Source organism: Streptomyces sp. ActVer (genome assembly GCF_027270795.1).
GTDB classification, from domain to species: Bacteria; Actinomycetota; Actinomycetes; order Streptomycetales; family Streptomycetaceae; genus Streptomyces; species Streptomyces umbrinus_A.
Window position 1 is genome coordinate 1 of the sequence record NZ_JAPWHT010000157.1, and the last position, 20,949, is coordinate 20,949.

At 68.4% G+C, this 20,949-nt stretch carries 21 protein-coding genes and 1 tRNA gene; 12 read left to right on the plus strand and 10 right to left on the minus strand.

From position 1 onward, the window contains the following. Together O3Q52_RS24805 and O3Q52_RS24810 are read right to left on the minus strand one after the other, a co-directional pair. Positions 1-1,283 (minus strand): protein kinase (locus tag O3Q52_RS24805; protein WP_269650962.1); only part of this gene is annotated, 1,283 nt, incomplete at its 3' end. Between the two features lie 130 nt (positions 1,284-1,413). After that, positions 1,414-1,965 (minus strand): hypothetical protein, encoded by a 552-nt coding sequence (locus O3Q52_RS24810; protein ID WP_055613072.1) that lies wholly within the window; start codon positions 1,963-1,965, stop codon positions 1,414-1,416. Positions 1,966-2,148: 183 nt separating this feature from the next. Between O3Q52_RS24810 and O3Q52_RS24815 the strand changes: the two genes are divergently transcribed. The 4 genes from O3Q52_RS24815 (at position 2,149) to O3Q52_RS24830 (ending at position 4,608) form a co-directional block, all read left to right on the plus strand. Continuing rightward, a tRNA-Ala gene (locus tag O3Q52_RS24815) sits at positions 2,149-2,221 on the plus strand. 653 nt (positions 2,222-2,874) lie between these two features. Continuing rightward, positions 2,875-3,033, plus strand: a complete 159-nt coding sequence (locus tag O3Q52_RS24820) for a hypothetical protein (RefSeq protein ID WP_269650963.1) — start codon at positions 2,875-2,877, stop codon at positions 3,031-3,033. Further along, positions 3,030-3,680 (plus strand): sigma-70 family RNA polymerase sigma factor, encoded by a 651-nt coding sequence (locus tag O3Q52_RS24825; protein WP_269650964.1) that lies wholly within the window; start codon positions 3,030-3,032, stop codon positions 3,678-3,680. The genes O3Q52_RS24820 and O3Q52_RS24825 overlap by 4 nt, the downstream gene beginning before the upstream one ends. After that, a complete protein-coding gene (locus O3Q52_RS24830) occupies positions 3,664-4,608 on the plus strand; it encodes a hypothetical protein (RefSeq protein ID WP_269650965.1) in 945 nt (314 codons plus the stop codon). The genes O3Q52_RS24825 and O3Q52_RS24830 overlap by 17 nt, the downstream gene beginning before the upstream one ends. 155 nt (positions 4,609-4,763) lie before the next feature. Here the strand turns inward: O3Q52_RS24830 and O3Q52_RS24835 are convergent, their stop codons facing one another. Further along, complete coding sequence (locus O3Q52_RS24835) at positions 4,764-5,477, minus strand: DUF5324 family protein (protein WP_269650966.1); 714 nt, start codon at positions 5,475-5,477, stop codon at positions 4,764-4,766. A gap of 338 nt (positions 5,478-5,815) precedes the next feature. Between O3Q52_RS24835 and O3Q52_RS24840 the strand changes: the two genes are divergently transcribed. Beyond that, the gene (locus O3Q52_RS24840; protein ID WP_143641373.1) at positions 5,816-6,343 is read left to right on the plus strand and encodes a peptidylprolyl isomerase; all 528 of its coding nucleotides are present in this window, start codon (positions 5,816-5,818) and stop codon (positions 6,341-6,343) included. A gap of 143 nt (positions 6,344-6,486) precedes the next feature. After that, on the plus strand, positions 6,487-7,386 hold the full coding sequence (locus O3Q52_RS24845; protein ID WP_269650967.1) for a rhomboid family intramembrane serine protease: 900 nt from the start codon (positions 6,487-6,489) through the stop codon (positions 7,384-7,386). A gap of 416 nt (positions 7,387-7,802) precedes the next feature. Here O3Q52_RS24845 and crgA read toward each other — a convergent pair whose 3' ends face one another. Continuing rightward, positions 7,803-8,057: a cell division protein CrgA gene (crgA, locus tag O3Q52_RS24850; protein WP_189841500.1), complete on the minus strand. Its 255-nt coding sequence runs from the start codon at positions 8,055-8,057 to the stop codon at positions 7,803-7,805. 142 nt (positions 8,058-8,199) lie between these two features. Here crgA and O3Q52_RS24855 point away from each other — a divergent pair, with 142 nt between their 5' ends. From O3Q52_RS24855 to O3Q52_RS24880, 6 genes are all read left to right on the plus strand, one after another. Continuing rightward, the gene (locus O3Q52_RS24855; protein WP_269650968.1) at positions 8,200-8,979 is read left to right on the plus strand and encodes a DUF881 domain-containing protein; all 780 of its coding nucleotides are present in this window, start codon (positions 8,200-8,202) and stop codon (positions 8,977-8,979) included. Positions 8,980-9,041: 62 nt separating this feature from the next. After that, positions 9,042-9,749, plus strand: coding sequence for a class E sortase (locus tag O3Q52_RS24860; protein ID WP_269650974.1), 708 nt, complete (start codon positions 9,042-9,044; stop codon positions 9,747-9,749). Positions 9,750-9,801: 52 nt separating this feature from the next. Next, positions 9,802-9,963, plus strand: a complete 162-nt coding sequence (locus O3Q52_RS24865) for a hypothetical protein (RefSeq protein WP_107102406.1) — start codon at positions 9,802-9,804, stop codon at positions 9,961-9,963. After that, complete coding sequence (locus O3Q52_RS24870; protein ID WP_269650969.1) at positions 9,960-10,598, plus strand: aminodeoxychorismate/anthranilate synthase component II; 639 nt, start codon at positions 9,960-9,962, stop codon at positions 10,596-10,598. The genes O3Q52_RS24865 and O3Q52_RS24870 overlap by 4 nt, the downstream gene beginning before the upstream one ends. A 608-nt stretch (positions 10,599-11,206) precedes the next feature. Next, positions 11,207-12,220 carry a class E sortase gene (locus O3Q52_RS24875; protein WP_269650975.1) on the plus strand — a complete coding sequence of 338 codons (1,014 nt, stop codon included), beginning with the start codon at positions 11,207-11,209 and terminating at the stop codon, positions 12,218-12,220. A gap of 72 nt (positions 12,221-12,292) precedes the next feature. Beyond that, positions 12,293-13,033, plus strand: coding sequence for a class E sortase (locus O3Q52_RS24880; RefSeq protein ID WP_200397079.1), 741 nt, complete (start codon positions 12,293-12,295; stop codon positions 13,031-13,033). 247 nt (positions 13,034-13,280) lie between these two features. Here the strand turns inward: O3Q52_RS24880 and pknB are convergent, their stop codons facing one another. The 6 genes from pknB to O3Q52_RS24910 all read right to left on the minus strand — a co-directional run. Further along, positions 13,281-15,269, minus strand: coding sequence for a Stk1 family PASTA domain-containing Ser/Thr kinase (gene pknB, locus O3Q52_RS24885; protein ID WP_269650970.1), 1,989 nt, complete (start codon positions 15,267-15,269; stop codon positions 13,281-13,283). Positions 15,270-15,438: 169 nt separating this feature from the next. Further along, positions 15,439-16,929 carry a penicillin-binding protein 2 gene (locus O3Q52_RS24890; protein ID WP_269650971.1) on the minus strand — a complete coding sequence of 497 codons (1,491 nt, stop codon included), beginning with the start codon at positions 16,927-16,929 and terminating at the stop codon, positions 15,439-15,441. Next, complete coding sequence (locus tag O3Q52_RS24895) at positions 16,926-18,365, minus strand: FtsW/RodA/SpoVE family cell cycle protein (protein WP_269650972.1); 1,440 nt, start codon at positions 18,363-18,365, stop codon at positions 16,926-16,928. The genes O3Q52_RS24890 and O3Q52_RS24895 overlap by 4 nt, the downstream gene beginning before the upstream one ends. A 26-nt stretch (positions 18,366-18,391) precedes the next feature. Continuing rightward, complete coding sequence (locus O3Q52_RS24900) at positions 18,392-19,966, minus strand: Stp1/IreP family PP2C-type Ser/Thr phosphatase (protein WP_269650976.1); 1,575 nt, start codon at positions 19,964-19,966, stop codon at positions 18,392-18,394. A 98-nt stretch (positions 19,967-20,064) separates the two neighbouring features. Next, positions 20,065-20,589 (minus strand): FHA domain-containing protein, encoded by a 525-nt coding sequence (locus O3Q52_RS24905; RefSeq protein WP_143641383.1) that lies wholly within the window; start codon positions 20,587-20,589, stop codon positions 20,065-20,067. Between the two features lie 10 nt (positions 20,590-20,599). After that, on the minus strand, positions 20,600-20,949 hold a 350-nt coding region (locus O3Q52_RS24910), incomplete at its 5' end, for an FHA domain-containing protein (RefSeq protein ID WP_269650973.1).

Consider the following 20,949-nt stretch of genomic DNA (forward strand, 5'->3'; position numbering starts at 1 on the left):
GGGGACTGCGGGGGGGCGGGCGCCGTCGAGGGCGTTGGTGGTACGTCGCCGGGGGTGGGACGGGGCGGGACGGCGCCGGTCTGGGGGTGGGGAGGAGCGGCGCCTGCGGGAGGCATCGGCGGGACGGCACCCGTGCGCGTCTGGGGCCAGGCCGTATCTGTGTGGGCGTCCGGAGACACGCCACCGAGGTGGGCCCCGGGAGACATGCTCGGCTGGGGGGATACGGCGCCTGCGGGGGTTTCGGACGGAGCGGTGCTCCCGGGTTGCGCCGCACGGCCCTCCGTGGCTGTCCGAGCGCCCGGAGCCGCGGTCCCGGACTGCTGCGACGGTGTCGAGGTGCCCGGGCCGTGCCGCTGGGGCGCGCTGTCGTGAGCTTGGGCGCCCTCGGACGCGGTGGTGGTCGTCAGAGGGCCCTGCGGGCCGAACTCGGCCGGAAGCGGACCGAGTTGGTCGAATATCTCGATCAGCTCGTCGTCGGGGCCGGGCTCGGGGAGAAGCTCCCTGGCCGCGGCGAGCGCCTTGCGCGCCCCTGTGGCGGTGCGGAACCGCGACTGGGGGTCCGGTTGGAGCAGAGAGGCCACGATCTGCCACAGCGGCTCGGGAATGCCCTTCGGGGCGCCCGGTGTGCCGTGGGCCGTGAAGTGGTCGACCAGTGCCTTGGCATCGGGTTTGGCGCCCTCCAGGAGATAGAGGGCGACCAGGCCCACCGCGAAGAGGTCGGCGGGGAAGTCGGGTTCCGAGCCGAGCAGCTGCTCGGGCGCGAAGTAACCGGGCGTCCCCACCACGTAGTTGGTCTCCGTCAGGCGGGGCTCGCCCAGCCGCATCGAGATGCCGAAGTCGGACAGGCGCAGCCGCGGACGGCCTGTTCCGGTCGCCTCAAGGAGGATGTTGGCGGGCTTGATGTCGCGGTGCACGACTCCCTCCGCGTGCACCGCGGCGAGCCCTGCCAGAAGCTGGTCGAGCAGGGTGCAGACGAACGCCGGCGGCAGGGGACCGTAGTCCCCGATCAGGTGGACGAGCGAACCGCCGCCGACGAGGTCCATGGTGAACAGGACCTTGTCGTCATCGGCGGCCCAGCTGGCGGGCGCGAGCACATTGGGGTGGTCGATCCGCAGTGCCTGCTCCCGCACGAAGCGCAGCAGCGAGTGCGCGTCGCTCTGCTGGAGCACCTTGGCGGCCACATACCGGCGCCGCCGGTGGTCCCAGGCGCGCCAGACCGCACCGACTCCCCCGCGTCCGATCGGGTCGACCAGTTCGTACCGGCCGGCGAAGACCTCACCCATGGTCGTGCGTCGCTCCCCCTTCGGCGGTCGGTACGGCGGCCCTTCCGAGGTGCCCGGCTGCCTGGACTCCGGTGACCCGCAGGCCCAACAGGACTGCGGCTACCGGGTGTTCGGCGGCCGGGCGATGTGCTCAGCTCTGGTGGGACTGGTAGTGGGCGACCGCGTCCGAGGTGCGGCCGGCTCCGTACACCCGGAGGAACTCTGCCAGTTCCGGGTGGGTCGGGGCGAGAGTGTCGGCCGCCTCGATGATGTCTCCCGCGGCAGCGACCGAACGCAGCAGTGACTGGATCTCGCGCACCACACGCTTGACCGTGGGTGCACCCCCCGAACTGGTCGTCGACTGCGTGGTGTTGCTGAGCACCGAGCCCCCTTGCGACTTCTTGATCTCGTCCATGCGCTCGGTGGCCTCGGCAGCGCTCACACTGCCGTCCGCCACCTGTCCCGCCAGGTCCTGCAGCAGTTGTACGCGCTGGACGACCGCGGGGTTCCCGATCTTGGCCCGCTGGCCGCTCATCAGCTGCGACAGCATGGGCGCCGACAGGCCGAGCACTCCCGCGAGGCGGGCCTGATTGAGCCCCAGGTCATCTATGAGCCTACGGAAGAGCGCCCCCAACGGCTCTCCGTACCAGTTCCGCTGCAGCTCCCGGGCTCTTGCGGTTGCTTCCTGCTGTGCGGCGTCCATTCGCGTCTCCCCATCGCTTCCCCAAGTACCGTGGTTCGCTGTAGCGAACCACGTCGAGCATCTTACGGAGAGTGGTCGTTCGCGGGGACCCCCAATCTTTTTGCGGGATACCCGGGGTGACCCGGTACTCTGGTCTGCGGCGCTGCTCAGAAGGGGGATGCTTCTGGTGGATGCCTCCCTTCCGGGGCCTTAGCTCAGTTGGTAGAGCGCTGTCTTTGCATGGCAGATGTCAGGGGTTCGACTCCCCTAGGCTCCACACGAAGAACCCCCTCTGACCTGCTTATTCGCAGGTCAGAGGGGGTTTTCTCATGCCGTGGGGTGTGCGGGCGGGGAGGCCCGGATCCGTTTCCCGGGGGACTCCTGGGGTGTCCCGGCCGTCCTGGGGTGGAGTCGTGGGCACCGCCTGCCATCGACCGTCGAGCCCTTCGGTATCGCGTTCTTCCGGGGCGGTTCCACGCCGCGGTGGGCTCTTCAACGGGTGTGAGGTGGCCGCGAATTGCCCGTCTGTCCTGTAGTGACGTGCCCTCGTCAAGCTCGCTGGTCCTGCCCGCGTCGAGCGCCGGAGCGCCACAGGGGGTGTGCGCGGTGACGTGCGTCACAAGGTGAGGGTGGCGATGTTTGCGATTGTTTGCGCAAAGGGATGCCCGGTGCGGGGGTGCTGTGGTCGCTGCGCAGGTGGCCGAGGTGGCGTGGGGGTGGCGCGTAGAAGTCGTGAAGGCTTGCGTGAGCTGCTGTGAACGAAGATACGTAATCAGAACACTGCGCTCCGTTAAGAAAGTCTGTGCGGGTGTTGCACACCTGGCCCGTTGCAAACGTCATCGTGAACGGAGGGCGTAAAACAGGCGCCCTCCCGAGGCCGCCAGGAACGCCACGAGGCCTCGCCTTCTGTAAGGAGAGGCAAAACCGCACGTGAATCTGGACGTTGCCGACGATGTGATCCTGGCGGTGCTCGCCCTGCGGGTGTTCGGCCGTGACGTGCTCGGTCTGCTGCGCCGCGTGGCCGCGGCCGGAGTCAGGGCCGGCATCAGCGAGATGCGGCGCGAGAGCGGTACGGAGGGACAGACGTGAGCCAGGAACTTCCCCGAACCGCGACCGGCGCCCGGCCGATGAGGAAACTGCCGCTGGATTTCGAGGCATTCCACCGGATGTACCGGCCGATCTACGTCCACTGGGCGGAGATCCGGCTGGGCAGCAGAGCCGATGCCGAGGAGGCTGTCGACGCGGCCTTCGAGAAGTTACTCAGGGCCTGGTCCACCGTCCTGACCAAGGAGAACCCGACCGCGTACGCCTGGCGCGTGCTCAGGCACACCACCATCGACTTCTCCAGGGCCCGGGACCGCCGTCCCGCCCTCATCGGCGAGGCCGCCTTCGAGACGGTGGCGCTCAGTCAGTCGGTCGACCCCATAGGCCAGTTCGAGGAGAGCCTCAGCCTCTATGAGGCGATCGGGCAACTGCCGCCACGTCAGATGGACGTCATGCTCCTGCAGTTCGGCCAGGGCTTCACCGTGGAGGAGGTGGCGGCCGCGCTCGGGATCACCCCGGCAGGCGTACGCTCCACCGTCCGCCATGCCAGGCGACGGCTGGAGCACGCCTACGGGGTCAAGAGGCGACTTGAGGCCACGCGGCCCGAGAGCGCCGCACAGGGCGAGGGCGAATGCGATGGCTTCGCGCGGAACCGGAGCGAGGAAGGGCATGCCGATGACATCGCACATTGACGAGCTGCTCGCCCGCGCCAGGCTGCGCCGCGAGCCCTACACCGTGGCCGACATCGACGCGGCCGCTGCCCGCCTGGCTGCCCGAGCAGCGGTTCGGTGGGACGCGCCCGAGGAACCCCGCTGTCCCAAGCCCCACACCCACAACGCCTCCGCGCCGGCCGACACAGACCTGGCAGGTGAAAGCGCCCTCGGCAAGAACCCGGCCGGGAGAGGTGCAGCCGACGAGACCCCGGCCGACGAACACTCCCCAGGCAGTGGACCGCAGCGCGAGGGATCGGTGGACGAAAGCTCCGCCGCCGATGATCTCCAGACCCTCTGCGAGACCGTGATCACCCACACCGGAGCCCTCGCCGACCTCCGGATCTTTCTCGCCCGAGCCCTGCCCGAACCGTCCGGGGCCCGTGTTCTGGGGTGCATGCTGCAGCTCTCCGAGCGCGAGGAGTCAGCCCGTTTCTGGTGGCAGTACGCCGCAGGGGCCGGCGATCCCGCCGCAAGCTACTGCCTCTATCTGCACCACCGGGCCCTGGGCGAGCACGGAGCTGCCGACTGGTGGCACACCCAGCACACCCAGACCGACGTCGTGGCCGACGCGGAGGCCGGACCCGAGTTCGAGATCACCACCACGCTGCGCATCCTCCGCGCGCTCAAGCCGGACGACTCACCGGTGCCCGAACCGGTCAACGCCGTTCTGCACTACGTGCCCGCAGCCGTCGCCTTTGTGGACGACGATCTGGACCTTCCCCTCCCCGACCCCGACTTCACCGACCGCATCAGGGCTCTCACGGCCCTCACGACCACGTCCCCTGTCTCCTCAACTCCGACCGCACCGGTGGGCGGCGGTTCGGCGGAAGCACCCCGCCGCACCCGCAAGCGCAAGCCTCTGCCGGAACGCAGGCGCCCGCGCCGCACCGCGACCGGCTCCACGTAGAGCCCGACCCCACGCGAGTTCGGCCTCACGCGAGGCCGGTTTCACGGCAGGCCGGTTTCACGTGAAACGGGACCGGGGCTGGTTCCACGTGAAACATCGTGGGGGCAGGAGGCACCGGGCCTCCTGCCCCCACGATGTGATGTCCTACGGCTGCGTCAGCCGCGGTCCTTGTGCTCCGCGGCCTCCGCCTCGGCCTGCTTGGCCTGGACCTCGGGGTCGAGCTCGTCCTGAGCGCTGCCGTCGACCGAGGTCAGGTGGCCGCCCTCCGGGACCTCCGTGGCGGCGGGCGGTTCGACCAACCAGTCGGGGTTGGCCTGCTTGTCCCACCACTTCCACGCGGCGAAGGCGCCACCGGCCAGGATGCCCAGCACGGCGAGGCCCTTGGCGAGGCGGCCGACCCTGGCCCGCCGCTCCTGCTTACGGACCAGCTTCTCCACCTGCTTGGCCGAGACCTGACCGCGGAGCGCGGCCAGCGCCGCCACACTGCGGGACGCGGCCTCATCGCGAACGGGGCCGGCCGCGACCCTGGCCTGCTCGATCCTCGGCCGGGAGTAGTCCGCCGCCTGCCGCGCGGCCTTGCGGGTACGGACAGCTGCCTCGTGGGCGGCATGGTCGACCTTCGGCGGCACATGCGTCCGCGCCTGCTCAAGACGCGGGGCGAGATGGGCGTCGTACTGCGTGCGTGCCTGTTCGGCGGCTTGGAGAGCTGCGGCCGACACCTTCGGCGCGAGCTTGACGCGTGCTTCGTGCGCATACTGCGTGGCGCGGTCCCTGGTCGTGTCGGCGTAGGGCGCCACCACTTCCGCGGCGTGCCGCACGCTTTCCTTTGCCGACTCGGCCGCTGCGCGCACGCTGTCCTTGCGGGTCACGGGATCCTCCTCCTCGGTGGCGTACTTGGGGGCTTGGGGCCATCCCCCAGCAAGTCACAGTTCACCTTTCCACCCTTATCCGGATCATGCCTGCCGGAGAGCTCCGGGGCATGCGAGGGCGGGCATCCGGGTCATGAGAGCCGACTCCGGGTGTACTCGGGGCAATAACTGATCAATACGGTGCAACGGGAGCTTGCCACGACAATGTCACGGATCCTCGTACTGTGCGCCGCTTCGGTGCGAAGCGGTTGAAGCGGTCCGGAGCGGCGGTGACGCAAGACGAGGGGCGCGGTCCGTGCGAGGATCGGGGAGTCACAAAGGACAACGGAAGGCAGATCGTGGCTGAGCAGCTTTACGCCACCCTGAAGACCAATCACGGCGACATCGAAGTGCGGCTCCTGCCGAACCACGCGCCCAAGACGGTCCGGAACTTCGTCGAGCTCGCCAAGGGCGAGCGTGAGTGGACCAACCCGGCCACGGGTGCGAAGTCCACGGACAAGCTCTACGACGGCACGGTCTTCCACCGGGTGATCAGCGGATTCATGATCCAGGGCGGTGACCCGCTGGGCAACGGCACCGGCGGTCCCGGCTACGAGTTCGAGGACGAGTTCCACCCCGACCTCGGCTTCGACAAGCCGTACCTGCTGGCCATGGCGAACGCCGGCCCGGGCACCAACGGCTCCCAGTTCTTCATCACCGTCTCCCCGACGGCCTGGCTGACCCGCAAGCACACCATCTTCGGTGAGGTGAGCGACGGGGCCAGCCAGAAGGTCGTGGACGCCATCGCCTCCGCGCAGACCAACCCGCGCACCGACCGCCCGGTCAGCGACGTGGTCATCGAGTCGGTCGTCATCGAGACCCGCTGAACCGAGGCTCCCGGAGGGAATCGAGGCCCTCGGAGGAAACCGAGAGAGGCCTCCCGGAGGGAACCAAACGCCCCGCCCATCCGTAAGGATGAGCGGGGCGGTGCGTTGCGTATCAAATGCGTACAGAGGATGAGGGGATCCCGATGGACCAGGCGCCAGGCAGCCCGCAGGAACCACAGGGCGCCGCGAGCCTGCCCACCTGTTACCGGCACCCGGACCGGGAGACCGGCGTCCGCTGTACGCGCTGCGAGCGCCCCATCTGCCCCGAGTGCATGATCAGCGCCTCGGTCGGCTTCCAGTGCCCGGAATGCGTGCGGAACGGTTCCGGCACGGGCCACGCCCCCGACGCCGCCCAGCCCCGCACCCTCGCGGGCGGCACGGTCACCTCGGATCCCCGGCTGATCACCAAGATCCTCGTCGGGCTCAATCTCGCTGTCTTCCTGGTCCAGCTCTCCGTGGGCGACCGCTTCACCGAGAGCTTTTACCTCGTCGGCCGGGTGTTCTTGCCGATCCTCGGGAACGACCTCCAGGGCGTCGCGGAAGGGCAGTGGTACCGGCTGGTCACGTCGATGTTCCTGCACGGCAGCTATATCCACATCGCCTTCAACATGCTCAGCCTGTGGTGGATCGGCGGCCCTCTGGAGCAGGCCCTCGGCCGCGCCCGCTATATCGCTCTGTATGCGGTGTCCGGCCTCGCCGGCAGTGCGCTCACGTATCTGCTCGCCGAGCCGAACGAGCCGTCGCTCGGCGCCTCCGGCGCGATCTTCGGTCTGTTCGGAGCGACCGCCATCCTCATGCGGCGGCTCAACTACGACATGCGCCCGGTGATCGCCCTGCTGGTGATCAACCTGATCTTCACCTTCGGGTGGAGCAACATCGCCTGGGAGGCCCACATCGGCGGCCTCGTCGGCGGTGTGGTGATCGGCTACGCCATGGTGCACGCGCCCCGCGAGCGGCGGGCCCTGATCCAGTACGGCGTGTGCGCGCTGGTGCTGATCGCGGTTGTGGTCATGACACTGGTGAGGACCGGCCAGCTCACCTGAGCCGAGCCGCTGTGCCAGCCGGAGCCGAGCCGCCGGGCCCACCCGAGCCGAAGAGCCCGTCCCACCTGAGCCGGACCGGTCGACCCGTCCGAAAGTCAAGCCCGACCCGCCTGAGAATCCCGCGCGAGCCCACGTTGTCCACAGACCGTGGCGGATCTTGTGCATGCTGTGCAGGAACAAGTGTGCCCCCTGTCCCTGACCTGGGTTTCCCCAGGCGGGACAGGGGGCGAACGCACTTACGGATACCAGTAGGTCAGTCACACCGGCGTCAACACCCGATGGGTTATCCACAGATCTTCAGACCTATCCACACTGTGGAAACCCTTGTGGATAACTCAGTGGACAACTTGGGCCACGGCTTGCGGACACAGGCTCGTAGAAGCCCTGGTACAGGCTCCCGACACCTTATGGCCGCGTTACTTCCACTGCGTGGAAACGCCGAATCCCGCCGCGATGAAGCCGAAGCCCACCACGATGTTCCAGTTGCCCAACGCGTCGACCGGCAGCGAACCGTCCGTCACGTAGAACACGACGATCCAGGCGAGGCCGATGAGGAACATGGCCAGCATGACCGGGGCGACCCAGGCACGGCTGTTCAGCTTGATGTTGGTCGCCTGCTTCGCCGGGGGCGGCGTGTAGTCGGCCTTCTTGCGGATACGTGACTTCGGCACGAGGGTCTCTCCTGTCGATGCGCTGCGTGGCCGCGCAGGGAACGTGGGCTGGCTCCGGGGCAGCGTACAAGGGGACTCTTAGCGCTCCCCCGGGCGTCCGTTAGCGTAGTGCTTCCGCGGCGCCGAAGGAGATAAGGGTACGTTGAGCAATTCTGCCGACTCTCCCCAGTCAGGTTCCAGCCCTGGCACAATCCGGCGTTTCCGGCCGGTGCGGGTGCTGACCGTGGCCGTGTTCGCCCTAGCGGGGCTGATCTTCTTCACCAGCTTCAACACGGCCAAGGGCACCAATATCCGTACGGACGCCTCGCTGCTGAAGCTCTCCGACCTGATTCAGGAGCGCAGCCACAAGAACGGGCAGCTCGACGAGAGCAACGGATCGCTGCGTGAGGACGTAGAGACGCTCGCCGAGCGGGACAACGGCAGTACGAAGGCGGAGGAGGCCAAGCTCGCCGCCCTGGAGAAGAACGCGGGCACCCAGAAGCTCAAGGGCGAGGCCCTCACGGTCACCCTCAACGACGCGCCTCCGAACGCCACCGCCAAGCTCCCCGGCTACCCCGAGCCGCAGCCCGACTACCTGGTCATCCACCAGCAGGACCTCCAGGCCGTGGTGAACGCCCTGTGGCAGGGCGGCGCCAAGGGCATCAAGGTCATGGACCAGCGGCTGATCTCCACCTCCGCCGTCCGCTGCGTGGGCAACACCCTGATCCTCCAGGGCCGCGTCTACTCGCCCCCGTACAAGATCCAGGCGGTCGGTGACCCGGAGAAGCTCCAGAAGGCCCTCTCGGCGTCCAAGGCGATCCAGAACTACATGGTGTACGTCAACGTCTACGGGCTCGGCTGGAAAGTCGACGAGAACGGGACCGTGACTCTGCCCGGCTACTCGGGCACAGTGGATCTCCGCTACGCGAAGCCTGTGGAGTAGCAGCTCGTGGGGTAAGAGCCAATGGAGTAGTGGAGCCGCTGTCGCTGGGGGGCCTTGTGTCGGTGCGAGTGGTCGTCAGGACGTTCAGCGAGCTGTGCATCACCGTGGGCACCGTGATCGTGCTCTTCGTGGTGTACGTGCTGTTCTGGACGGGTGTGAAGGCCGACACCGCGATGGACGACCAGATCGCGCAGCTCCAGGAGCAGTGGTCGAAGGGTTCCGTGGCGGCCGGGCCCAAGGGGCCGAGGTCCACGGGGACGGGCGCCCCCGGCACGAGCCCCGAGGAGCCGGCCCCGTACAAGGACGGCAAGCCCTTCGCTGTGATGTACATCCCGCGGCTTGGTTTCACGTGGAACAAGCCCGTGCTCGAAGGCACGAAGACGGGCACCCTCAAGAAGGGGCTCGGCCACTACACGGGCACCGCACAGCTCGGACAGCCGGGGAACTTCGCCGTCGCCGGCCACCGGCGCACGTACGGGGACCCGTTCAAGGATTTCCCCAGGCTGCGGCCGGGTGACTCGGTGGTGCTGACCGACGGGACGACCTGGTTCACGTATCGCATCGACACAAAGCCCTACAAAACATTGCCGAGTGACATAGCGGTCATTGACCCCGTACCGAAGAAGTCGGGGTACACGCGTGCGGGCCGCTATCTGACGCTGACGACCTGCGAGCCGGAATGGGGCCACAGCCGCCGGCTGATCGTCTGGGCACATCTTGACTCGACCCAGCCTGTAGAGGCTGGGAAACCGGGGGCCCTACGCCGTTAGTCTGGTCCGGTACGGCGTGAGTCTGGTGCCGTGGTGCGACGGAAGGGACGGCATGTACGGCTTTATCTGGCGGCATCTGCCGGGGAACACGTGGATCAAGGCACTGATCTCCCTCGTGCTGGTCCTCGCGGCGGTCTACGTGCTCTTCCAGTACGTCTTCCCGTGGGCCGAACCGCTGCTGCCCTTCAACGATGTGACGGTGGACAACCAGTGAGCGCGCGGATTCTCGTCGTCGACAACTACGACAGCTTCGTCTTCAACCTGGTCCAGTACCTGTACCAGCTGGGTGCCCAGTGCGAGGTCCTGCGCAACGACGAGGTGTCGGCGCTGCACGCACAGGACGGCTTCGACGGTGTACTGCTGTCGCCCGGCCCCGGCACGCCCGAAGAGGCCGGCGTCTGCGTCGACATGGTCCGGCACTGCGCCGAGACCGGCATCCCCGTCTTCGGGGTCTGCCTCGGGATGCAGTCGATGCAGGTGGCGTACGGCGGGGTCGTCGACCGCGCGCCCGAGCTGCTGCACGGCAAGACCTCGCTCGTCGAGCACGAGGGCAGGGGGGTGTTCGCGGGGCTTCCGTCGCCCTTCACCGCCACCCGCTACCACTCGCTGGCCGCCGAGCCGAAGACCGTCCCTGTCGAGCTGGAGGTCACGGCCCGTACGTACGACGGAATCATCATGGGGCTCAGGCACCGTGAACTCCTGGTCGAGGGTGTGCAGTTCCACCCCGAGTCCGTGCTGACCGAGCACGGTCACCGCATGCTGGCCAACTGGCTGGTGGAGTGCGGGGACCAGGGAGCCGTCGCCAGATCGGTCGGGCTCGCCCCGGTGGTGGGCAGGGCCACGGCGTGACCGCCCTGCGCCCCGAGCGCGACAGTGCCGCCCCGTACGGCGAGGACGCCGTGTACGGGGGCGCTGAGGCGTTTGAGGCGCCGGGCGCCTTCGAGGGGACGGCGGCCTTCGAGCCGTCCCGTGACTTCGGGGCCCCGAATGTCGATGCCCGGCCGAGCGGTGCGATGCGGGCCGCCGTCGACGGGCTCGCCGACCCGCTCAGCGACCCTCTGCCGGGGCAGCGGCAGCCCGCGGCGCCCGAGCAGGAGTGGTACGACCCCCAGGGGTATCCGCAGGACTGGAGCGCCGGGCAGACCGCCTCCTCGTACGCGGAACCGGTACGCCGCGCCCACGCGGACCCCACGCACGGGTACGCCGAACCGGGGCAGCCGTCGTCGTATGCCGGGCCGCAACCGCAACCGCAACCGCAACCGCAGCAGCCGTACGAACCCCAGACGCCGTACGAGCCGCAAAGTCCGTACGAGGAGCAGCAGCGACCGTCCTATGGAGGGGCGCCGCAGACGTCGTACGACGGGACGTACGCCCAGCCGGACCCGCTGAGTCCGACGAGCCCGCTGAGCTCGACGGGCCCCCTTGGCTCGACGGGCCCGCTGAGCGCGTCCGGCCCGATGAGCCCGGCGAGTTCCCAGGCTCCGGCGTACTCCGCTCCGTACGAGCAGCCGCCCGTCGTCGATGACGAGACGGTCGGGCTGCGCATAGCGGACATCAAGTCCATACCGGGAATCCCGACGCCCCGACCCGCTGAGCGCGCCGTACCGCCCGCCGGGGCCGGAGGCGGCGCCGGAGTGCCGGGTGGTGGCCGTGCGGCCCGTCGCAAGGCCTCCAGGCGCCATGGGCGGCATGGTGGGGCCGGTGGGGCACAGGAGGGGCAGGAGGCCCAGGAGAGCGGGGCGGCGTCCGGAGCGCCTCTCTCCCGCATGGAGGCTCGGCGCGCGGCGCGGGCACGGAAGCCGGGCGCGGCCGTGATGGCCAGCAGGGCGATCGGCGAGGTGTTCATCACCACCGGCGTGCTGATGCTGCTGTTCGTGACGTACCAGCTGTGGTGGACGAACGTCCGGGCGCACGCGCAGGCGGGCAACGAGGCGAGCAGCCTCCAGGACGACTGGGCCAACGGCAAGCGGAACCCGGGGGTGTTCGAGCCGGGCCAGGGCTTCGCCCTCCTGCACATCCCGAAGCTCGATGTGGTCGTGCCGATAGCCGAGGGCACCGACAAGAAGCGGGTGCTGGACCGCGGCATGGTCGGCCACTACGCCGAGGAGGGCGTGAAGACGGCGATGCCGGACGCCAAGACGGGCAACTTCGGTCTGGCCGGGCACCGCAACACCCATGGCGAACCGTTCCGCTACATCAACCGCCTGAAGCCGGGCGACCCGATCGTCGTGGAGACGCAGGACAAGTACTTCGTGTACAAGATGGCGTCGATCCTGCCCGTGACGTCGCCGAGCAACACGGCCGTCCTGGACGCGATCCCCAAGGGCGCGGGCTTCACCAAGGCGGGCCGCTACATCACTCTCACCACCTGCACCCCGGAATTCACCAGCAAGTACCGGATGATCGTCTGGGGCACGATGGTCGAGGAACGATCACGCGACAAGGGCAAACCGGACGCCCTCGTCGACTGAGACACCCGGGCGACCAGCGGCCCACGCTTCACGACATTCAAAGATTCCTGAGAGACCAGACGGGGCAACGCAGTGGCAGCGACGACCGACCACGAAGAGCACACGGACGCCCGGGCGTCCTCGCCCGCGCCGCGGCGCCGTGGCGGCGGCCGGATCGCGGCGGCCGTCAGTGTCTTCGGCGAACTCCTCATCACGGCGGGTCTGATCCTCGGCCTGTTCGTCGCCTACTCGCTGTGGTGGACGAACGTCGTCGCGGACCGTGAGGCCGACAAGCAGGGCGACAAGGTGCGCGACCACTGGGCGGAGGACCGCGGCCCGGTCGGTCTGGACACCAAGGACGGCATCGGCTTCCTGCACGTCCCGGCGATGAAGAACGGCGAGGTGCTGGTCAAGAAGGGCACCTCCACGAAGTCCCTCAACAACGGCATCGCCGGCTACTACACCGACCCCGTCAAGTCGGCCCTCCCGCAGGACAAGAAGGGCAACTTCTCGCTGGCCGCCCACCGCGACGGGCACGGCGCCAAGTTCCACAACATCGACAAGCTCAAGAAGGGCGACGCGATCGTCTTCGAGACCAAGGACGACTGGTACGTCTACAAGGTCTACGCGACCCTTCCCGAGACGTCGAAGTTCAACGTCAAGGTCCTCGCGCCCGTCCCCAAGGAATCGGGCAGGAAGAAGGCCGGCCGCTACATCACGCTCACGACCTGCACGCCCGTCTACACGTCCCGCTACCGGTACGTCGTCTGGGGCGAACTGGACCGCGTGGAGAAGGTGAACGACGAACGGACCCCGCCGCCGGAGCTGCGCTGAGCGCTCCGCGGGACGCGGTGATGACCCGCGAGCCCTCTCGGCTGGTCGCGGATACTCCGCAGAGCCGCACCCCGTAGGGACACAGCCCCGCACCCCGTAGGGGCGAGATCCCGCACCGCACCTCGCAAGGGCCATGCAAATGGGGGCTTGTACTGCTCGACCGAGCAGTACAAGCCCCCATTGCCGTTGACCGGCGGTCTACCAGCGGTCCGCCGTGTCCGCGTCAGTCCTCTTCGCGGAGGGCTGCTCAGCCGCCGCCTCCGATGAGGCCGCCGTTGCCGTTGCCGCCGTTGTTCTGCTGCCCGGCGTCGATCGTTCCGAGGTTGACCCTGTCGCCGGCCTTCACCTGCTGGCCCTCCTGCGGGTTGCTGGCGAGGACGATGGCGTTGTCGTCCTGCGACCCCTGGATGTTGCCGAGCTGAAGGTTGTTCTGCGCGAGAACCTGCTTGGCCTGGGCGAGGGTCATCTGGGTCACCTTCGGCATGGCGAACTTCTCGTCCTCCGCCGCCTTGCCGATCTGGATGTTCACCGTGGAGTCCGGGTCGGCCGAGGAGTTGGCTGGAGGCAAGGTCGCGATGACCTTGCCGACCAGGCTCTGGTCGTCGGTCTCCACGTCGGTGCAGTTGCCCGTGAGGTCGTTCTGCTCCATCCGCGCCTTGGCGTCGTCACAGCTTAGGCCGCTGACGTCCGGAACAGTGGACTGTTCCTTCTCCTTGGCGACGGTGAGGGTGATCGTGGAGCCCTTCTCCACCTCAGTGCCGAGCTTCGGGTCCTGATTCAGGACCGTGCCCACTTTCTCGTCCGACTCCTTGGACTCGGTCTTGACCTCGAACTGGTAGTCGTCGCCCTCAAGCTCCTTCTGGGCGTCCTCAAGGGAATCCCCGACCACGCCCGGTACCGCGACCTTCGGCGCCCCCGTCGACACGGTCAACGTGATCGTGTCGCCCTTGTTGACCTGCGTCTCCGCCTTCGGGTTCTGGGCGCAGACACTGTTCTTCGGGGTGTTCTCGCAAGGCTTGGAGTCGATCTTCAGCTCCAGCTCGCGGTTTGTCGCCAGCTTCTCGGCCTGGGCCTGGGTCTGGTTCACGAAGTTCGGCGCCGGGAACGCGTCGTCGCCCGACCCGCCCTGTCCGGTGAACGCCCACTTGCCGATGAGGATCGCGCCGACCAGCACGAGCAGACCCGCGACGACCAGCAGGATCGTCGAGGTGTTGTTCTTCTTCTGCTGGCGTCGGCGCCCCGCACGGTCGTCGTAGCCGAAGCCGCCGTCGTCCGGGTTCATCGGGGGCAGCATCGACGTGGCCTGCGCGTCCGTGGAGCGCAGCGCGGTGGTGGGCCGGTCGTCCGGGTAGCCGCCGTAGCCCACGGACCCCATGGCCGCCGTGGCCGCGACGGGCTGGCCGTCGAGGCAGGCCTCGATGTCCACGCGCATCTCGTCGGCGGACTGGTACCGGTAGTCCGGGTCCTTGGTGAGCGCCTTCAGGACGATGGCGTCCATCTCGGGCGTGATCTCGGGGTCGAAGACGCTGGGCGCCTGCGGCTCCTCGCGCACGTGCTGGTACGCGACCGCGACCGGGGAGTCCCCGATGAACGGGGGGCGGACCGTCAGGAGCTCGTACAGCAGACAGCCCGCGGAGTACAGGTCGGAGCGGGCGTCGACCTGCTCGCCCTTCGCCTGCTCCGGGGACAGGTACTGCGCGGTTCCTATGACCGCCGAGGTCTGCGTCATCGTCATGCCGGAGTCGCCCATGGCGCGGGCGATGCCGAAGTCCATGACCTTGACCTGGCCGTTGCGCGTCAGCATGACGTTCGCCGGCTTGATGTCGCGGTGGACGATTCCGTTGCGGTGCGAGTACTCGAGCGCCTGGAGGATGCCGATGGTCATCTCCATGGCGCGCTCGGGCAGCAGCTTGCGCCCGGAGTGCAGCAGCTCTCGCAGCGTGGACCCGTCGACGTACTCCATCACGATGTACGGGATGGAGATGCCCTCGATGTAGTCCTCACCCGTGTCGTACACGGCGACGATCGCGGGATGGTTGAGCGAGGCGGCCGACTGGGCCTCCCGGCGGAACCGGGCCTGGAACGACGGATCGCGCGCGAGGTCCGCTCGCAGCGTCTTCACCGCCACCGTGCGGCCGAGCCGGGTGTCATGGGCGAGGTGTACCTCCGCCATGCCACCACGGCCGAGCACGTGGCCCAGCTCGTACCGGCCGCCGAGGCGACGCGGCTCTTCCATAGCTACCTACCAGCCCTCTCCGACGGTCCTGACCACACCACGTGTGGTCCGGCGGTGTGCTGTCCGGGCATACCGTACCCGGCTCGCCTTGACTGACCTGGCCACAACCGTCACCCGATACAGGACCGGTATCGCAACGTGCACCGATGTGAAGGGGACGTGAGCGGGGTCACTTCTTGCTGTCGATGACTGCCTTCATCACGTCCTTCGCAATCGGTGCCGCGAGACCGCCGCCGGAGATGTCGTCACGGTTGGCGCTCTCGTCCTCGACGACCACGGCGACGGCGACCGGGGAGCTGCCGTCGTCGAGCTTCGCGTACGAGATGAACCAGGCGTACGGGTTCTCGCTGTTGTCGACACCACGCTGGGCGGTACCGGTCTTGCCGCCGACGGTGACGCCGTCCTCGTTGATCTGGCCCCTGGTGCCGGTGCCCTCCTTGACGACCGTCTCCATCATCGACTGAAGGATCTGGGCGTTCTTCTCGGACAGCGGCTCGCTCATCTTGGAGGGCTCGGTCTGCTCGATGACGTCGAGGCTCGGCGCCTGGAGCTTGTCGACCATGTACGGCTTCATGAGCGTGCCGTCGTTGGCGATGGCCGAGGCCACCATGGCCATCTGCAGCGGCGTCGTGGCCGTCTCGAACTGGCCGATCGAGCTGAGCGCGGTCTGCGGCCTGTCCATCTTCTCGGGGAAGTTTGAGGCGCTGGAGCGGATCGGTACGAACTGCTCCTCGTTGAAGCCGAACTTCTTCGCCGTCTCCAGCATGTCCTCCTTGCCGACGTCGACACCGAGCTTGCCGAAGACGGTGTTGCAGGACACGCGCAGCGCCTCGCGCAGCGTCGCGTTCTTGCAGGGGATGTTCCCCTCGTTCTTCAGCTCGGTGGTGGTGTCCGGCAGGGTGTACGGAAGCGGCGAGTCGGTCTTCTCGTCCGCGCTCGTGACGACGCCCTTCTCCAGCGCCGCGGCCGCGGTGACCACCTTGAAGGTGGAGCCGGGCGGGTAGATCTCGCGCAGCGCCCGGTTCTGCATCGGGTCGTCGGGGTTGTTCTTCTTCTGGAGCTTGTTCCAGGCCTCGCCGTCGACCTTGGTGGAGTTCCCGGCGAACGTCGAGGGGTCGTACGAGGGGGTGGAGGCCAGGGCCAGGATCGCGCCGGTCTCCGGGTCGATCGCGGCGACGGCACCCTTGCCCTGCTTCAGCAGACCCTTGTACGCGGCCTTCTGCGCGGCGGCGTTGAGCGTGGTGACGACGTTGCCGCCCTCCTGCTTCTTGCCGGTGATCATGTCGAGGGTGCGGCGGAAGAAGAGCCGGTCGTCGTTGCCGGTGAGGATGCCGTCCTCGATGCTCTCCAGCTGCGTGGCGCCGAAGGCCTGCGAGGCGTAGCCCGTGACGGGGGCCCACATCGCGCCGTCCTTGTACGTGCGCTTGTACTCGAAGTCGTTGAAGTCGTCGCCGCTGGTCTTCGTGGACCCGGTGATCGGGTTGCCGTCGACGATGATGTCGCCGCGCGGTGTGGCATAGCGCGCTATGGCGACGCGGCGGTTCTTCGTGTCCTTCTTCAACGTGTCGGCCTGGACGTACTGGATCCAGTTGTCGCGGATGAGCAGCGCGAGGACGAGGAGCCCGCAGAAGATCGCGATCCGGCGCAGGGGCTTGTTCACGGTCGGACCACCTGGGTCATCTCGGCGTCGGGGTTGGGCGCGGGGGCCGGCGCGGGGCGGCGGGCGGTGTCGCTGATTCTGATCAGGATGCCGATGAGAGCCCAGTTGGCGATGACGGACGAACCGCCGTACGCCAGGAAGGGCATCGTCATACCGGTCAGCGGGATCAGGCCCATGACGCCGCCGGCGACGACGAAGACCTGCAGGGCGAAGGCGCCGGACAGGCCGACGGCGAGGAGCTTGCCGAACGGGTCACGGGCCGCGAGCGCCGTACGGACGCCGCGCTCCACGATCAGGCCGTACATCAGCAGGATCGCCATCACGCCGGCCAGGCCCAGTTCCTCGCCGAAGGTGGCGAGGATGAAGTCGGAGTTGGCGGCGAAGCCGATGAGGTCGGAGTTGCCCTGGCCGAGTCCGGTGCCGAGGGTGCCGCCGGAGCCGAAGGCCCACAGGGCCTGCATGGACTGCTCGGTGTGGCCCGCGATGCCCTGCTGGCTGAGCGTGTACTCGCGCATCGGGTCGAGCCAGGCCTGGACGCGCTGTTGGATGTGCGATTGGAAGGAGGCGACGCCGACGGCACCGACCGCGGACATCAGCAGACCGAACACGATCCAGCTGGTCCGCTCGGTGGCGACGTACAGCATGATCACGAACATGCCGAAGAACAGCAGCGAGGTACCCAGGTCGGTCTCGAAGATCAGGATCAGGATGGAGAGCGCCCAGATGACGACGATCGGGCCGAGGTCCCGCCCGCGCGGCAGGTAGAGCCCCATGAAGCGGCGGCTGGCCAGGGCCAGGGCGTCGCGTTTCACCATGAGATAGCCGGCGAAGAAGACCGCCAGGGCGATTTTCGCGAACTCACCGGGCTGGATGGTGCCGAGGCCGGGAATCTTGATCCAGATCCTCGCGCCGAAGACGTTCACGCCGAGGCCCGGGACCAGCGGAAGCAGCAGCAGGATCACCGCGGCGACCATGGAGATGTAGGTGTAGCGCTGCAGGACGCGGTGGTCCTTGAGGAAGATCAGCACGATCACGAACAGGGCAACGCCCAGCGCGGAGTTCAGCAACTGGCGGGGAGCGGCCTCGAAGAAGTTGGGGCTCTGCTGCAGTCGTTGCGACTGGTCCAGGCGCCAGACCGCCACCAGCCCGATGCCGTTGAGCAGCGTGGCCAGCGGCAGCAGCAGCGGGTCCGCGTACGGGGCGAACTTCCGGACGACGAGATGGCCGACGCCCGCGAGCAGGCCGAGACCGAGGCCGTAGCTCAGCAGGCCGGGCGGCACCGAGTCGTTCATGGCCAGACCGACGTTGGCGTAGGCGAACACCGGGATGACCACGGCGAACACCAGCAGTGCGAGCTCGGTGTTACGTCGGCTCGGTGCTCCGATCGAGCCGATCGTGGACGTGTGCTGCGTCGACGGGTTGGAAGTGCTGCTCATCGTGTGACAGGGCCCCTCACGGCTGCTTACTGCTTACCGCACAGCGAGACCAGCTTCTGCTCTTCGTCGGAGAGGCTGGGGCCGGGTGTGGGAGTGGGTGCGGTCGTGGACTTGGACGGGTCGGGCGATGTTGTACCGGACCCCGACGGGGTCGGCGTCGGTGTCGCCTTGGACGCGGCTGAGGTCCTTGTGGTTCCCGTGACACCGCCGGCCTCGCCCTCACCGGTCTTCGCGTTCTCCTTGCTCTCCGCCTCGCGGCGCTCGGCGTCCTTCCTGCACGCGGACGCCTGGGTGGCCAGCTCCTTGATCTTCGAGCGGGCGTCGGTCAGACCGCCCTCGGCGATCGTGGCCTTGACCTGCTTCTGCTGGTACGGCGGCAGGTACTTGAGTTCGATCTCGGGGTGATCCTTCTCCACCTTCGAGAGCGAGACCCAGGCCAGGTCCTGGCTGATCCCCTGGTACAGCGCGACGTGCTCGTCGTTGGCGCCGACGAAGTACTGCGTCTGCGTCCAGCGGTAGCCGCCGTACAGTCCGCCGCCGATGACGCCGAGCGCGAGGGCGATGTAGAGAGATCTCTTCAGCCACTTCCGCCCGGAGCTCGGCTTGACGAAGTCGTCGTCCGAGTAGCCGCCGAAACCGCCGGTGGGTACGTACCCGGTGGTGTCGCCGCTGCCGGGCGGGCCGAACTCTCCGCCGCCGCCCTGCCCGGGCACCTGCCGACCGAGGTTGGAGGCGCGGCCGGCGGGCGTCTGCATGGCGCCGTTGTCGTGCAGCTGGTGCTGGTTCTCGGCGACCGCGCCCACGACGACGGGGGTGTCGGAGAGCTGCCCCGCGAGGGTGTCTCCGCCGTCGATGTCGAGGACGTCGGCCACGATGACCGTGATGTTGTCGGGGCCGCCGCCGCGCAGCGCCAGTTCGATCAGCTGCTGCACCGTCTCCTGCGGGCCCTGGTAGCTGGCGAGGGTGTCCTCCATCGTCTGATGGGAGACGACCCCGGACAGCCCGTCGGAGCAGATCAGGTACCGGTCGCCGGCGCGGACCTCACGGATGGAGAGGTCCGGTTCGACGTGGTCGCCACTGCCCAGCGCGCGCATCAGCAGGGAGCGCTGCGGGTGGGTGGTGGCCTCTTCCTCCGTGATGCGGCCCTCGTCGACGAGGCGCTGCACCCACGTGTGGTCCTGCGTGATCTGCGTCAGCACGCCGTCCCGCAGCAGATACGCACGGGAGTCACCGACGTGTACGAGGCCGAGCCGCTGCCCGGTCCACAGGAGCGCGGTGAGGGTGGTCCCCATGCCTTCGAGCTGGGGGTCCTCCTCGACCATCATCCTGAGCTGGTCGTTGGCGCGCTGAACGGCCGTCCCGAGCGAGGTCAGGATGTCGGAGCCCGGCACGTCGTCGTCGAGCGCGACGATGGTGGAGATGACCTCGGAGGAGGCCACCTCACCGGCGGCCTGGCCGCCCATTCCGTCCGCGATCGCGAGCAGCCGGGGACCGGCGTAGCCGGAGTCCTCGTTGCCCTCGCGGATCATGCCTTTGTGCGATCCGGCGGCGAAGCGCAGTGACAGACTCATGCGCACCTCGCCCGTCGGCTCCGGGTACATCCGCACGGTGCCCACCCTCCGGTCGGGAGCGTGCCGGGGTCCGTCGTGTGGACCGCCGCTGCCCGCTCGCTCCGCTCGCGCTCATTCATGATGTAGCACTACTTCCGCAACTCGATGACGGTCTTGCCGATGCGGATCGGCGCGCCCAGCGGGATCGGCGTGGGAGTCGTCAGACGGTTCCGGTCGAGATACGTGCCGTTGGTGGACCCGAGGTCTTCGACGATCCACTGGCCGTCACGGTCCGGGTAGATCCTGGCATGCCTGCTGGACGCGTAGTCGTCGTCCAGCACGATGGTGCTGTCGTGTGCACGTCCCAGGGTGATGGTCTGCCCCTGCAGGGCGACCGTCGTGCCCGTGAGGATGCCCTCGGAGACGACCAGCTTGGTGGGGGCGCCGCGGCGCTGACGGCCGCCGCCGCTCGGTGGTGCCGCCTGCTGGCGCTGCTGCGGCGGCGCGGCTTGGCGCGCGGTCTGCTGCGGCCGGTTGGCGTCCCTGCGCGAGCCGCGCTGTGTGACGCGCGTTCCGAACAGGTCGCTGCGGATGACCTGCACGGCCACGATCACGAACAGCCACAGTACGGCCAGGAAACCCAGCCGCATGACCGTGAGGGTCAGCTCTGACATTGCCCCCGCTTCACCCTTCGGCTTGCCGGTAAATGATGGTGGTGCTGCCCACGACGATCCGCGAGCCGTCGCGGAGCGTAGCGCGGGTGGTGTGCTGCCCGTCCACCACGATGCCGTTGGTGGACCCGAGATCCTGGACAGTCGAGGGCGTTCCGGTCCGGATCTCACAGTGCCGGCGCGAGACGCCGGGGTCGTCGATCCGCACGTCGGCTTCGGTGCTGCGACCCAGCACCAGAGTCGGGCGGGAGATCTGATGGCGGGTGCCGTTGATCTCGATCCAGTGCCGCGTACGTCCACCCGGCTGCGGGGCCGCGGCGGGCCGCTGGCCCGCGGGTGCGGCGCCCGGACGGCCGCCGGGGG